Genomic DNA, 15695 nt, shown 5'->3' with positions numbered 1-15695 from the left:
AAGCAAAAGCTTGAAAATAATTATCTAATCCCCTGTTAACTTCCCTAAAGTTTGCTTACTTGTAACCTCAAACTTTTTAGTCATAATTGATTTAGCTTGAAAATATGCCACAGTTCCTAAAGTGTATAGGGGAAGTAACCATATTGCCATCAAGCTGATTATCAATTTACTACGTATGCTTCTCAAATTAATCTTCTTCCCCATTAGGATTCCTCCTTTTACAATTTTACGTTATACCATGATATTATTTATCGAAAACAACTGCAAATACTAAAAAAGAAAAAGAAGGAATACAATATAAAGTCTTACAATAAGTAACTGTAATTCCTAGGAACAAGCTATAACCTTCTCCTCTAATTATAATATTTCAACTAGTATCCTCAATTGTTTATAAAAAGTTTAGAAATAGTTTAGAAAAATGTGATATTAAACAACAATATATATAGTGTATAATTGTTTGTGTAACTCTAGACATCAATAAAATTATAAGGAGATAGGTATAAACATGAAATTTATAAAATCTATCAAGTTAAAGAAAAAAGTAATAGTTATATCTGTAATAGTTCTTGCAGTTGTTGGAATAGGAGCATCTTCCTATGCAAAAGCCCAAAAATCTAAAGTAAAACAAGTTAGCATAAGCAAGATTGTAAAAAAAGATATCACTCAAACTGTTTCTGCAACAGGAAACATAGAGGCAAGACTTAGAAATGATATAACCCTAAGCCCAACTCAAAAAGTAGTTAAAGTTTTAGTTTCAGAAGGACAGCAAGTAAAAAAAGGGGACATACTAATTCAATTAGATGCTTCAGAATTTGAAAATCAACTTGCAAAGCAAAAGTTAAGCTTAGCTAATGCTCAATCTACCTTAAATCAACTTACTGGTACAGGCATTGCAAATGATAGGACTAGTGCAAAGAATGCAGTAGCTCAAGCAGAAATAACTTTAAATAACGCTGAGCGTAATTATAATGATGCGACTAAGAAACTACAGCAAAGCAAATCACTTTTTGACTCCGGAGCAATATCACAAAGTGAATTTGATGCAGCACAGAAGACAGCAGAAGATGCTTCAAATGCAGTTAAAACTGCTGAAATCCAATTATCTAATTCACAAAACTCATTAAACAACATAAACTCAACAAGCGGTGATAAAGTTACTAACCAAAGAAATCAGGCATCATCTGTACAAGCTGATATTGACAATTTAAATAAAAAAATAGAGGATTGTAATGTTAGAGCGACTACTGATGGAAAAGTAATCAGAATGGATGCTAAAGAAGGTCAATTACCTAAAACAGGAGATATGGTAATTGTAGATGATGATTCACAATATAGAGTTACCGTTGATATGAATCAGTATGACGCAGTTAAGGTTGTAAAAGGTCAGAAGGCAACAATCAAGGTAAAGGGTTCAAGTAAAAACTATACTGGGACAGTTACGGAAATTGGACAAATGGCTCAGACAAAGATTAACGGTACAGATCAAGAATATAAGGTAAATGTTAAAGTAACTTTAGACAATGCAGATGAAAATATAAAAGCAGGATATGAAGCTGATGTTGAAATCATATTAAATGAAAAGTCAAAAGCACTTACTGTAGGTTTTGATGGAATTAAAGATGAAAAATCCTCTGGTAAGAAATATATCTATGTAGTAGATGATAAACAGAAAGTATCGAAGAAGTATGTTAAAACTGGGCTTGAAACAGATTATGATGTTGAATTAATGGATGGATTAAAAGAAGGAGACAAGTATATAATAAATCCTCCTGAAAGTCTTCGAGAAGGAGACATAGTTGCTGATAACACAGCGAGTAAAGTTGGAGGTAAGAAAAAGTGATAATTAAATTGGACAATTTAATTAAAGTGTATGATACAGGAGCTATACAATTAAAAGCCCTAAAGGGGATTAATTTAGAGATAGCAGAGAAAGAGTATGTAGCTATTATGGGAGCCTCTGGTTCAGGAAAATCTACATTAATGAATATACTCGGATGTCTTGATAGAATCACAGATGGTAAGTATTATTTAGATGGTGTAGATATAGCTACTTTAGATGATAACAGTTTAGCTTCTATAAGGAATAAAAAAATAGGCTTTGTATTCCAGGCATTTAATCTTCTACCAAAACTTACAGCTATGGCAAATGTAGAATTACCAATGATGTATGCTGGAATATCTAAAGCTGAGAGAGAGAAAAAAGCAAAATGGGCACTTGGAAGAGTTGGTCTTCTAGATAGGATTCATCATAAACCTAATGAATTATCAGGCGGACAAAAGCAAAGAGTTGCCATAGCAAGAGCCCTTGTAAATGATCCAGCTATTTTGCTAGCAGACGAGCCAACAGGAAACCTAGACAGTGCATCCAGTGAAGAAATAATGGGTATATTTCAAGAATTAAATGAGGAAGGTGTGACAATAGTTATGGTTACACATGAGCCAGATATAGCTAATCATACCAAAAGGGCAATTGTATTTAAAGATGGAAATATAATCTCAGACAATCCTGTTATAGAAAGAACTATAGTAAGGGGGTAAGTTTTATGAATGTTAGAGAAAGCTTTGAATCTGCCTTACAAAGTGTAAAATCAAATAAATTAAGGTCTTTTCTTACAATGCTTGGTATAATAATAGGTATATCCTCTGTAATCACCATAGTTTCTATAGGAGATGGTGCAAAAGCGTATATGACAGCACAATTTGCCGATATAGGAACTAACGTTATAAACCTTCAAATGAACTCTTCTACTGATGATATTGAAAAGAGAGATTATTACACACTTGATGATATACAATTAATAAGAGACAAGATACCTGAGGTTACAGAAATAGTTCCAAGCTTAGGTGGAATGGGTTCATTAAAAACAGAAAATAAATCTAAGCGTGTACGTGTATCTGCATCAAATGCTGATTCGGCTAAACTAGATAAGATAAAGATGATTAGCGGAAGATATATTAATGACCATGATCTAGATACTAGAAAAAATGTAGCGGTGATAGATGACGCCACTGCTAAACAGCTTTTTAATAGTACAGATGTGGTTGGTGAAAGAGCAAAACTAAATATAGGTGATAAAAATATAGAAGTAAATATAGTAGGAATCTGTGAAGATCCAAATGCAAGCTTAGGTTCAGCTTTTGGAGAGAATATGCCAGGAATGATGGTAATACCAATAACAATAGGAGATAAAATTTTAAAAAATACAGATATAAGCTTTGTATCTGTAAAGCTTTCTGATATGACAAATGCTGATTCAATAAGTTCTAAAATTGTAAGACTTGTTGAAAATAAACACCAAAATAGTAACAAGTATTCTGTTCAACAAGGATTTAAGGAACTAGATACAATAAATAAGGTGCTAAGCACTTTAACATTAGTACTTGGTGCAATTGCAGCAATATCTCTAGTAGTTGGAGGAATAGGGGTTATGAACATAATGCTTGTATCTGTAACTGAAAGAACTAGAGAAATAGGAATTAGAAAAGCTATAGGGGCTAAGACAAACGATATTAAGATTCAGTTCCTAATGGAATCTGTAATATTATGTTTAATTGGAGGAACTATAGGAACAATCCTAGGTATATCCTTAGGTAAAATTGCAAGCTCAATGATACATGTAGATATTGCGATTTCAATAAAAGTAATACTATTAGCGTTTGGTTTCTCATCAGCAGTTGGTATATTCTTTGGACTATATCCTGCAGATAAGGCAGCAAAACTGGATCCTATTGAGGCACTAAGGTATGAATAATTAATGACAATTAACAAGCAATAAGAACCCGGCACACTCAAATTCCTGAGTATATCGGGTTCTTTAGTATAATTAATTATTTTTTAAACTTCCCAGTAAATCACTCACTGAAATATTAGATAAATCTAAATCTTTAAGTTCCCTCTCTTTTTCAATTGCATTTTTTAATATAGGAGAATATTTAATATCTCCTATCACAATTGCTCCTACTATCCTATTATCTCGAATAAATATTCTCTTATAAGATGAACTGTCTGATGATTCTTCTAATAATGTTTGAGTACAATATTGCTCATCTACATTTCCCATAGAAAATAGTGAAATATTAAAAGCACTCAATGTTGTTACAGGTACTACTTTAGGATATATTTTATCTTTACCAGCAATATTATAGCCTGCTGTTTTCCCTTGCTCTATTGCCGTATTCCAGAGTCCATTTACTCTTTCATTGAATTCAGACACATCGCCAGCAGCATATATATTTTCTATATTTGTTTGCATCTTATCATTAACTATAACTCCACGATTAGTCTTTATAGGAGTATTCTTAAATAATTCTATATTAGGTTTAATACCAACTGCGTAAACAACCATATCACAATCAACTTTTTTATCTTCCTTTGTTATAATCCCTTCTACTAATTCATCTCCAATAATTTCTTTAACTTGAGTATTTAAAAGCAACTTAATTTTAAAACTCTCAATTGCCTTCTGAAGAATCTTTGAGGCCTTTTCATCTAACTGACGAGGCATCAACCTTTGTTGAACCTCTGCAATAATAACATCTTTACCGTGTTGGCTAAGAATCCATGCAGTTTCTAATCCCTGTATCCCCCCTCCGATGTTTAGTATAACTTTCTTATCATCAATTCTATGTTTTATATTTTGAATATCATTTAATTTTCTTATTGTATAAACATCACTTTTATTTATGCCATCTATAGGTGGGGTAAAATTACTTGACCCGTTTGTTAGCAATAACTTGTCATACTCAAATCTGCTTCCATCCTCTAAAATAATTTCTTGCTTATTCATGTCAATTTCAACAACATTCTTGTTCAAATGTAAATTTACATTATTTAATTTATACCATTCTTTTTTCTGAAGCAGTATCTTTTCTTCTTCAAGATTATCGAACAAACTCTTTGTCAATCTTATTCTGTTATATGGGTAAAACCTTTCGTTTTGAAATAGATATATTTCTGTTTCATTATCAACTTCCCTAATTGCCTTTATTGCATTTATAGATGCAATACCACCGCCAATTATAATCACTTTATTACTCAATTTAATTCACCACCATTTTTATTTTTGTAAAACAATCTAATATAGATATTTAAAGTTATCTATTTTCAGGTTAATTTAGGCTATTACAAAATTAATAATAACTTTACAAATAACCCTTTATGTTAATTTGTTTGTTCAATAAAAGAAACGATATGTTCTTTATTTCAAACATATCATTCCTTTCACTTAAGTATTATGGATGGATATTGGATATGTTTATATTATAGGCCATATGTATGTTAGGAATATGTGATTCAACTCACATATTTTTAATTATAATAATCATTACTAAATCTCTTGAAAATATTATGCAAAGTTAGCTTTTTACATAAAATGTTGAAATTTAAAGTTATAATTGTGAATTTTAAAATCACATTAATAAAGAAGTAATTAGTAAATGTGATTTGAATCATTTTAATTTTATAATGATAATTTTATAATTGAGCTTGCAAGGATTAATAGAATTGGAAGCCAAATTGGTCTCTCATCGATGCTTTAATTTAAATAAATATCTTAATTGGTTATTTTTACTGATATATATTTGAATGTTATCAAGTTTAATAAATAGGAGGAATTTACTATGGAAAAAATAAAGGTTAATTATAAAAAGCTATATTATGGCTATCCAATCGTTTTGGTAAGCTTCTACGATGAAAATGGTGTCCCAAACATTACTACAATATCATCATCATTTTCATTGAGAGATATGATATGTTTAGGATTTCAAAAAGAAATCTACGCTATAAATCAAATTAAGAAAATTAAAGATTTCGTTATTAATATACCAGACAAAACTTTTATGAAAGAAATAGATCTTTGTGGTCATAATTCTGGAACTGATTTTAGCAAATTTGATTCTACTGGCTTAACCCCGGTAAAATCGAATATAATAAATGCACCACACATTAAGGAAATGCCTATCTCAATAGAATGCACATTAAAGGATACAATTGAAAAGAACTACTTTGAAGCTTATACTCTTGTCCTAGCTGAGGTAAAGGGGAGATATATTTCATCTGATCTTTTAGGAAATGAAAATCAGTTAATGTATTCTAAGTTAGATCCTGTTCTATACGTTGGTAATGGAAATAGAGGCGTATATAGATATACTGAAGAGAACCGCATGCACAGTCTCAAGTCATTTTTAGGAGAATGATGCTACCCACGCACCAGTGGAAAAATATTCTTTTTCACTATCACTGTATATAGATGACATATCCCCATGATTTACGGAAAGTTTCTTAAATCATGGGGATATTATTATCTAAAATCCTTCTCAAACACTTCTTCATTCATGTCAGTCTGATAAGTTTTATTAAACATTAGTTATAATTAGCATTTGTATTATTGCAGAGTTTTATTTAAGATATTCCTTTATTTTTTCATAAAGCTCTTCTACTGTATCAGCTTTAACCAACTCGTCATTTACTAAGGCATATGGCCCAACTGCACAATCTCCACAGTATCCAAGGCATGGCTCAACAAATACTTCTGCATTTTTAAAATTTTCTTCTATCTCTTTTACTAACTTATCAGTTCCATAACTGAAATTATTTTCACAAAACTTTACTTCTATCATCTTATATTCCCTCCAAATTTATAATAATTTTTTTAAATTACTTAGTAAATAACTCATAAACATACTAAACAAATCTAATTCAGCAAGTATTGTTTCCTTTTCTATTGAGCTCTTTAATATAGAAGAATTAAGTATGTATTTAGTTTTTGAGTTAATTTTTACCTTTATGGACTTAATTATAAGAGTATTTTAATAAAATTACTGTGATTCAAATCAAAATTAATAAACAGAAAAAAACAATAAAGACTAAATACCTAGTTGATTTTCCGCTAATATGATTTCCTTATCAGTAATAATTCCATCAATCTTTACATCGGTCTTATCCATCGGAACTCGATCCAATACCTGAAAGTGATATGCAAGTGCTATTTTGTCAACTTTCCTGTTTATATCATTTAAAAATCTATCATAAAAACCTAAGCCATACCCCACTCTGCCACCTTGCCTATCGAAAGCTACTCCAGGCATAAGTATTAGATCTACATCTTTACTATTAACTGGAGGACAATTCTCTAAAGGTTCCAAAATACTATGATATCCTATTTTTAACTCTGATAAGCCATTTATTTTAAAAATTTCAATTCCTTTTTCCTTTGTTTTAATTCTTGGTACACACACAGTTTTTTTGTCCATGATAGCTCGATTAATAATTTGATGAGTGTCTACTTCACTTTTAAAACTTACGAAAGCAAATATGACCTTGGCATTTTTGTAAAACTCACTATTCACTAGCTTGGTAAATATGCTACTATCCCACTCTTTTCTTATATCAAAGCTAACTGTTTCTCTCCTTTCTATTATAAACCTCCTAATATCTTTTTTAGTTTGTAAATCCATGTTATTACCCCCAAATATATATTAATGTTAACTTATTATAGGAACTATATAATTTTTATTCATCTATAATAATTATTTTATGACTATATGGTAGTTTTATTAGACCTCTTCTATGCACTTTTGCTTCTAAGAAACCCAATTTGGTAAATAGAACTGTTGCTGCGACTCTTTCTATATATTGTCCTATAATTAATATGCTTATAACAGATGTCATTACAAGAGATTCCATTCCTATTATGCTGGCATTTTAACTATCATCTAATAATAACCTTACAATAAGAATTATTATTTGATTTAAATCACAGTAGCACTATTATTACAGTCTTATAATTAAAAATATGATAACTAAATTTTTAACTGAAAAGTAGCATATAGATATATATCTTGGAGGTGTTATAAATGCTGCATACGGAGTGATTAACAAGGAAGGGTGCTACCTATTATGCTGTTGCTTTAGCTATAAAGCGAATTGTAGAAGCAATTTTAAGAGATGAAAATTCTATTTTGACTGTTTCAACTCTAGTGAATGGAGAGTATGGGCTACAGGATATATATCTTAGAATTCCTTCAATCGTTGGGTTATCTGGTGTTAAGAAAGTTTTAGAAGTTCCATTAAGTTTAGATGAATTAAATTCATTAAAAACTTCTGCGGCCATTTTAAGAGAACTATTAAGTAGTGCAGACATATAAGGGTTTAGATTGTAATTCATCATATGAATTACAATCTAAGCTAATTTTATCTTATTCATTTACTACTTCAAACTCTTCTTTTCCCGCTCCACAGACTGGGCACACCCAATCATCAGGAGTATCCTCAAAAGCAGTTCCTGGAGCCACCCCATTATCAGGATCTCCTTCCGCTGGATCATAAATATACCCGCAAACCAAACATAAGTATTTTTTCATTTTTATTCCCTCCTAACTATATTAATTATTCTCGTTATGCCACTAAATTATTATTGTTCTGTTAATATCTTTTCTTGAAATTTTTTCCAGGCTTTCTTGCTATATTGAAACATATGTTAGTTTTAGTAATAGACTTGTTGGATTAGATTCTGAAAAGTATCTCGAATGCTATTTAAGAATGGTATAGATACTATAACATTATTAATAGAAACCATTATTGAGGTTGCTTTTGTTCGTAAAATAAGAAAGAGGCAACACATTTTTGGTGCTAATCCCTAAATGTATTACCTCTTATTACTATTGTTCATAGGATTTTACGATACTGTCAAATTCTTTTTTATTAACCTTCTATTTACCTCTTTCCTAAACAGTACATAGGCCACGGAAAATAACGGTATAAAGATAATCATCCCTGCTACTCCCATCATATTACCACCGATTGTAATTGCAACCAGCACCCAAATGGATGGCAGTCCAACAGAATTGCCTACAACTCTTGGATAAACCACATTGCCTTCAATCTGCTGAAGTACTAAAAAAACTAATAGAAATAAACCTGCTTTCATTGGATTAACCATCACAATCAAAAATACTCCTACCACGCATCCTATGAATGAACCCAAAATCGGAATAAGTGACGTACAAGCAATTAATATACTTACAACCAATGCATAGGGAAATCTAAAGATAATCATTGTCACAAAGAACATCATGCCTAGGATTGCTGCCTCCATGCATTGACCAGTAATAAAATTAGAAAAAATACGGCTAGTGAGTGCTGTTATCTCTAAAATAGAATCTGCTTTTTCTACTGATAGGAATGCGTATAATATTTTTTTACACTGAATTCCAAGTTTTTGCTTTTGAAGCAATATGTAGATAGCAAATATAAAACCTAATGTAAGGTTTACAATACCGTTCGCTAAAGAGCTTGCCAATCCCATAGTTGATAGCATCACTGAGCCAGCTCCGCTGAATGCCGCTGATTTCAATTTATTCAATACACTGTCCCAATCTATTTGCATACTATTGATCCAGCTAACCATACCTCTTGATAGCCATTCCCTATTTTCTACCCATTTCTGCATTACCACCGATGCATTCTTAGCTGCTTCCGGCAATAATTTAGCAGTAGCTACAAGTTGAGGTATAACAATAGACAAAACTAAAACTATAATTCCTGCTACCAAGAGGAAAGATAATATCAAACTAATAACTACGCTGTATTTTTGAATAAATATCTCGATTTTCTTATCTTTCACACTTGATAGCTTTTTCGCAAATAATATCATGGGAATATTCAGTATGAATGCAATACATCCTCCTAAAACGAAAGGAAATACCAGTTGATATCCATATACCAGTATCCCAGTAACAACATGCCAATTATTTAACCCCAGGTAAAGTACAATTGTAAAAGCTATCAAAATTGCAATTGTACGAGTTGTTTTCTTATCTAATTCCATAATACTTTGTCACCTTCTTTTTTTTACTAAAGCCGGTTGATATTCACTTCGGAAATTCCACCTATCTTATATCATCATAGCACACATTATGACCAGAATTATCAACTTAAGGATGAATACCGGTAATTATCTACAGGAAAACATATAGTAATTAAAAGCCCCCTGACCTTAAAGGCTTTAGGGGGCTGTTTTTTCTATATTTTCAACTTTTGTCTTCTAAATTGGAATATTATTCTCGCCCTATTTTAGTTGAACTAATCCCATAAAAAACATTTATGTTTATTTTTCACTTTCAGTATTACTATAGTTTTAGTTTAGCCAATGCCTCTGCAAGTGCAGAATTCATCGGAGCTTCACTTTCCTGTTTCATCTTCTTCATATAATTTGCTACATCTCTTTTACTGTTCTTGCCTTCCTTATTATCAAATCTCTTATTGAAAGAGGCTGCTTTTTCCCTGAAGGTACAAGTTGTACAAACGTAGATTTGTCCTTCCCCCTGTCCTCTAAGCTCAAGCTTCTTGTGGCAGTTCGGACATCTTGCATTTGTAAGCCTAGCAAGATTCTCTCTGTGACCACACTCTCTATCTTGGCAAACAAGCATTCTTCCGTTTTTACCATTAACCTCAAGCATATATTTACCACAATTAGGACACTTCTGTCCACTTAGATTGTCATGCTTAAACTTATCTTTGCTTTCCTTTACATCTTCTACAAGCTTTGTAGCATACCCTCTCATATTATCTACGAAAGTTTGACCTCTTAGTTTTCCCTTACTAATTAAGTCAAGCTCACTTTCCCATTTAGCAGTCAAAAGAGGAGATTTCAAATCTGATGGTACTAGTTCTATAAGTTGCTTTCCTTTTGAAGTTGGCACTATTTCCTTACCCTTCTTTTCTATATAAAAAGAGTTAAATAACTTTTCTATAATATCTGCTCTTGTTGCAACAGTACCAAGTCCACCTGTTTCTCCTAAAGTTTTAGAAGCTTCCCTATCCAGTTGAACATATTTTTGAGGGTTTTCCATTGCGGATAATAATGTTGCTTCATTAAATCTTGCAGGCGGTTTTGTTTGTGATTTGTTAACGCTAACTTTAGTAAATGATATATTATCGCCCTTTTTAACCATTGGTAGAAGTTGTTCTTTAACTTCATTCTCATTTGCATCGTCACTGCTGTCAAGATCGCTATCCCTATCATAAACAGCCTTCCAGCCCTTAGATTTAACTATCTTTCCACTAGCAATGAAAGTTTCTCCGTTTACTTCCGCCTTAACGTTAGTCTGCAAATACTCAAAAGGAGGAAGCATAACGCTTAAGAATCTCTTAACTACTAAATCATAAACATTTTTTTCTTCACTGCTTAAGTATGCTAAGATAACCTTTTGCTCAGTAGGTATAATTGCATGGTGATCTGAAACCTTGCTGTCATCTACAAAACCCTTATGAGCCTTAATCTTATTTTTTAGTATTTCACTTACAAATTTAGTGTAATTCCCTACTGATACTGCTTTTAGTCTATCCGTTAGAGTATCCACAATATCACTAGAAATATATCTTGAATCTGTTCTTGGATAAGTTAAAATCTTATAATTTTCATATAATCTCTGCATTATAGAAAGAGTTTGCTTTGCAGAGTAACCAAATATTCTGTTGGCATCTCTTTGAAGTTCTGTTAAGTCGTAAAGATTAGGAGCATGTTTCTTTTTATCGCTTTCAGTTACATCTACAATGACTCCACTTTTACCTGTAACTTTTGCAGAAACTTCCTTTGCTTTATTTTCATCAAAGGTTCTTATGTTTCCGTTTTTGTCCTGCCATTGAAGAGAAAACCCCTTAGCATTTCCCATAATACTATAATAATCTCTTGGCTTGAAATTTTTTATCTCTTCTTCTCTTGCAACAATCATAGCAACTGTTGGAGTCTGTACTCTTCCTGCCGAAAGTTGAGCATTATATTTACAAGTCAAAGCTCTTGTAACGTTAAGACCTACAATCCAATCTGCTTCTGATCTACACACAGCAGATTGATATAGATTTTCATAATCTCTACCTGGTTTTAAATTTCTAAACCCATCTTGTATAGCTTTATCTGTTTGAGAAGAAATCCATAGACGTTTTATTGGCTTTTTAAACCCTACTTTCTCTATAATCCATCTTGCAACAAGCTCTCCTTCTCTACCAGCATCTGTAGCTATAACAAGCTCATCTATATCGTTTCTATTCATAACCTTTTTAACATCACTAAAATGCTTTGCAGTCTTCCCTATAACAGTAAGCTTCATTCTGTTTGGAAGCATAGGTAGTGTTTCCATACTCCATTTTTTATACTTTTCATCATAAGCTTCTGGATCAGCTAGTGTAATTAAGTGACCTAGAGCCCATGTTACGATGTACTTACTTCCTTCTATATATCCATGTCCGTTTGTATTGCATTTCAAAACCTTTGCTAAATCTCTACCTACGCTTGGCTTTTCTGCGAGTACTAATATTTTTCCCATATTTCAAGTATCCTTCCTTTATTGTTTTGATTATGTGTCAAGTATTTCACCATTTTATAGTATGTTACCTTGTATTCTAAATTGTAGTAAACTCAAAACAGTTGTCAATTGTCAACTAAATAAATTCACTAACTTATAACAGCCTCTAATAATTCTAGCAGTTAATAGAAAAAAAGACCATACTAAATTTCTATTAATATAAAAAAACCGCACACTTTACCTTTGCGTACGGTTTTCTCCTTTAAGGCATAATAACCTTCTTACCCATCTATTTCTGGAACAATTGAAATCTTATTACGTTTCCTAATCACCTTCTCTTTTAAATCATCCATCAAAGTATAAACTACAGGAAGTACAATAGGTGTAAGTATAGTTGAAGCAATCATACCTCCTATTATTACCCAGGACATACTAGATTTAGTTTCACTTCCCTCTGATAGAGACAGTGCTGAAGGCAACATTCCCACAATCATGGTCATAGATGTCATAATAATAGGTCTTAATCTAGTTGTTCCAGCGCTTATCAGTGCTTCCTTTAAGCTCATTCCCTTCTTCATAAGTGTATTAGTATAGTCTATCAATAAAGTACCATTTTTAGATGCAAGTCCATCAAGCATTATTAACCCAATCATAGACATTAGGTTTAATGACTTCCCTGTTATAGCTAGTATTAAAAGTGCACCTATTATAGCACAAGGTAGCGATAGCATTCTTATAAATGGAGTTAGGAAAGACTCATACAAAACTACTAAAATCATATAAACGAGAATTATTGATGCAGCTAATGCCTTTATTAATGCTCCAAAAGCATCTCCCATCTGCTCCTGACTTCCACCATAATTTATACTATAGCCTATAGGGAGTGATATGGCACTTAACTTTGCTCTAATATCTTCATTAATGCTTCCTAGTGGTCTTCCATACATATTAGCTGAAATTGTAACTACATCCTGTCTATCCTCTCTAGATATTGATTGAGGACCATCTGCTTGTGAAATTGAAGCTACTTGGTTTAACTGAATCAAGTTTCCAGATGAGTTTTGAATTTTTACTGAGGCAATATCTTCCGCAGTTTTTATCTGGCCGTCCATAAACTTTACAGTGATATCATACTCGTTACTGTTATCCCTGTATACTCCCGCAGTTGATCCTTGTATTCCTGTTCTTAAAATAGATGCAATATCTGATGTTGATACTCCGTACTCAGATGCTGCAAGTCTATCTATTTTTAGTCTTATTTCACTGCTATTTGTCCTTGAAGAGTTGCTTACATCCGTAATGCCTGCTACCGATTTAACCATACTCTCAACTTCATTCGACAGTTCTTTTAAGGTTTGAGCATCATTACCTGATATGTTTATGGATATAGGCTTATTGCTTCCTCCTCCGCCTCCCATTTGAGATTCACTTACGGTGAAGTCAACTCCTGCCATTTTCTTACCCCAAGAACGGACTTCTGCTGCAAATTCACTTTGACTCTTCTTTCTCTCATCTTTTGGAACCATCTCAACATACATCATTGCTGAAGCTTTATCATTGTTATTTCCCACTACTGTAAAATACTGTTTTACCTCTTTCAATGACCGTAAATAATTTTCAACCACTGCTACCTTTGCATCTGTTTGTTTTAAAGTAGACCCTGGTGAAAGTGCCAAGTCAATTGAAATGAAACTCTCGTCAGTTTGAGGCATAAACTCAGTTGTTATAACTTTCATTGGAATCAAAGCTATACTTAAAATAACACATAAACTAACTGAAATTAGCACTTTTGCTCTATTTTCAAGTGACCAAAGAAGAAATCTTCTATAAACCTTAGTAGCTTTTTCAAATAATCCTGAGCCTCTGTTAAGTATCTTAGATATTATATTATTTCTAACTTTACCTATTTTTGTACCACTTTTATTAAGTAAACGTGATGCAAGCATTGGAGTTACTGTAAAAGAAACAAAAAGAGAAAATAATGTTGCAAAAACTATTGTTAAACCAAACTCCTTAAAGACTTGTCCTGTTATACCAGACATAAATGCAACAGGTGCAAATACAACAACATCACAGAGTGTTATTGCCACAGCTGCCATTCCAATTTCTTTACGTCCTTCTATAGCTGCCTGGATAGGATTTTTCCCCATACCCAAATGTCTTTGAATATTCTCAAGGACAACTATAGAGTCATCTACAAGTATACCTATACAAAGAGATAAACCCATTAAAGACATCATATTTAAGGTGAATTTAAATTCATACATCATAAAAAAAGTTGCAATTAGTGAAGTTGGTATCGCCACTAAAACTATCAAAGAAGAACGCCAACTTTTAAGAAAGAAGAATAGCACAATTGCTGTAGTTATTATTCCTTCTATTAGATTACGTTTAATCTCCGACAATGAAGAAGTTATAAAAGTAGTTGTATCATTGGCTACTACTAAATTCATATCCTTTGACATTGTCTTTTTAATTATTTCCAAATCTTTTTTCACGCTATTTACAGCCTCAACTACATTAGCATCGCTTTGCTTTTGAATCATGATACCTATGGTTTTTTTACCACTTAACTTTAAGATTTGACTCTCCTCTGGATATTCAAGCTTTACTTCAGCAACATCAGCTAGTCGAACAGTTCCACCGCTCATTGTTGGGATAAGTATATTTTTTACTTCATCAATGTTTTGAAACTCACCAACAACTCTAATGGATTCTTCTACCTTGTCTTGTTTAATTTGACCTGATGGCATATTTACGTTATCAGCTTTAAGTTTATTAAATACAGAATTAAGATTAATTCCATAGTATTCTAATGCAGTCTTATCAAGCTTTACCATCAGCTCTCTTTTGTCAGCCCCTAAAAGCGAAACTTGTCCTACTCCTGGTATCTTTTCAATAGACTGTTTTACTTTATCTGCCTGATTATATAGCTCATCGAAAGCGCCATTTCCTGATAAGGCAAGGATTAGCACTGGCATGTCATTCGTATCTACCTTATATAAAACAGGCTTACTTGCATCCTTAGGCAGCTTTCCTACAGCATTATCTACAGATTTTTGAACATCCATCATTGCAGAATTTAAATCTGCACTCATCTTAAATGTAATAATGACTGTTCCTATTCCTTCCCTAGAAGTTGAACGAATCTTGTCAACACCGCTTATTCCCGAAACAGCATCTTCTAATGGCTTTACTATGTCTTTTTTTATGTCATCTGCCCCAGCTCCACTATATACTGTCGATACTGTAATGACAGGAATATTCATCGAGGGTAATAAGTCTGCCCCCATACTTCTATAACCTATTATCCCAAGACCAATGAGAAGTGCAATAACCATCGCTATTGCCGCAGGCCTTTTAACGGATATTTCAGTTACACTCATTTCTAA

General features: G+C 32.3%; 13 protein-coding genes and 1 pseudogene. 5 read left to right on the top strand and 9 right to left on the bottom strand.

Annotated features, from left to right (window positions below):
* Positions 1-24: 24 nt before the first annotated feature.
* Complete coding sequence (locus AC0N0V_RS08820) at positions 25-204, bottom strand: hypothetical protein (protein WP_474463594.1); 180 nt, start codon at positions 202-204, stop codon at positions 25-27.
* Positions 205-505: 301 nt separating this feature from the next.
* On the opposite strand from AC0N0V_RS08820, the gene AC0N0V_RS08815 reads away from it, so the two are divergent.
* The 3 genes from AC0N0V_RS08815 to AC0N0V_RS08805 are packed head-to-tail and all read left to right on the top strand — an operon-like array spanning position 506 to position 3752.
* A complete protein-coding gene (locus AC0N0V_RS08815) occupies positions 506-1840 on the top strand; it encodes an efflux RND transporter periplasmic adaptor subunit (RefSeq protein WP_474463592.1) in 1335 nt (444 codons plus the stop codon).
* Entirely contained in the window at positions 1837-2538 is a 702-nt protein-coding gene (locus AC0N0V_RS08810) for an ABC transporter ATP-binding protein (RefSeq protein ID WP_474463590.1), read from the top strand. The genes AC0N0V_RS08815 and AC0N0V_RS08810 overlap by 4 nt, the downstream gene beginning before the upstream one ends.
* 5 nt (positions 2539-2543) lie before the next feature.
* Positions 2544-3752: an ABC transporter permease gene (locus tag AC0N0V_RS08805; protein ID WP_474463588.1), complete on the top strand. Its 1209-nt coding sequence runs from the start codon at positions 2544-2546 to the stop codon at positions 3750-3752.
* Between the two features lie 72 nt (positions 3753-3824).
* On the opposite strand, the gene AC0N0V_RS08800 is transcribed toward AC0N0V_RS08805, so the two are convergent.
* On the bottom strand, positions 3825-5039 hold the full coding sequence (locus AC0N0V_RS08800) for an NAD(P)/FAD-dependent oxidoreductase (protein ID WP_474463586.1): 1215 nt from the start codon (positions 5037-5039) through the stop codon (positions 3825-3827).
* A gap of 580 nt (positions 5040-5619) precedes the next feature.
* Between AC0N0V_RS08800 and AC0N0V_RS08795 the strand changes: the two genes are divergently transcribed.
* The gene (locus AC0N0V_RS08795; protein WP_474463584.1) at positions 5620-6195 is read left to right on the top strand and encodes a flavin reductase family protein; all 576 of its coding nucleotides are present in this window, start codon (positions 5620-5622) and stop codon (positions 6193-6195) included.
* A 201-nt stretch (positions 6196-6396) separates the two neighbouring features.
* Here the strand turns inward: AC0N0V_RS08795 and AC0N0V_RS08790 are convergent, their stop codons facing one another.
* From AC0N0V_RS08790 to AC0N0V_RS08780, 3 genes are all read right to left on the bottom strand, one after another.
* The gene (locus AC0N0V_RS08790) at positions 6397-6618 is read right to left on the bottom strand and encodes a YuzB family protein (protein WP_474463583.1); all 222 of its coding nucleotides are present in this window, start codon (positions 6616-6618) and stop codon (positions 6397-6399) included.
* Between the two features lie 246 nt (positions 6619-6864).
* A complete protein-coding gene (locus tag AC0N0V_RS08785) occupies positions 6865-7455 on the bottom strand; it encodes a 5-formyltetrahydrofolate cyclo-ligase (RefSeq protein WP_474463582.1) in 591 nt (196 codons plus the stop codon).
* Between the two features lie 55 nt (positions 7456-7510).
* A complete protein-coding gene (locus AC0N0V_RS08780; protein WP_474463581.1) occupies positions 7511-7684 on the bottom strand; it encodes a hypothetical protein in 174 nt (57 codons plus the stop codon).
* Between the two features lie 163 nt (positions 7685-7847).
* Here AC0N0V_RS08780 and AC0N0V_RS08775 point away from each other — a divergent pair.
* A pseudogene (locus tag AC0N0V_RS08775) lies at positions 7848-8145 on the top strand (L-lactate dehydrogenase); the annotation flags it as partial.
* A gap of 51 nt (positions 8146-8196) precedes the next feature.
* Here the strand turns inward: AC0N0V_RS08775 and rd are convergent.
* The 4 genes from rd to AC0N0V_RS08755 form a co-directional block, all read right to left on the bottom strand.
* A complete protein-coding gene (rd, locus tag AC0N0V_RS08770; protein ID WP_474463580.1) occupies positions 8197-8361 on the bottom strand; it encodes a rubredoxin in 165 nt (54 codons plus the stop codon).
* Between the two features lie 314 nt (positions 8362-8675).
* Positions 8676-9827: an AI-2E family transporter gene (locus AC0N0V_RS08765; RefSeq protein ID WP_474463579.1), complete on the bottom strand. Its 1152-nt coding sequence runs from the start codon at positions 9825-9827 to the stop codon at positions 8676-8678.
* Between the two features lie 301 nt (positions 9828-10128).
* A complete protein-coding gene (locus AC0N0V_RS08760; RefSeq protein WP_474463578.1) occupies positions 10129-12324 on the bottom strand; it encodes a DNA topoisomerase III in 2196 nt (731 codons plus the stop codon).
* 260 nt (positions 12325-12584) lie between these two features.
* On the bottom strand, positions 12585-15689 hold the full coding sequence (locus AC0N0V_RS08755; RefSeq protein WP_474463577.1) for an efflux RND transporter permease subunit: 3105 nt from the start codon (positions 15687-15689) through the stop codon (positions 12585-12587).
* Positions 15690-15695: the final 6 nt, after the last annotated feature.

It is taken from the genome of Clostridium sp. CS1-1 (assembly GCF_056135525.1).
The sequence above is the reverse complement of the archived record's forward strand: the minus strand, read 5'-3'. Positions and strand labels throughout refer to the sequence as shown.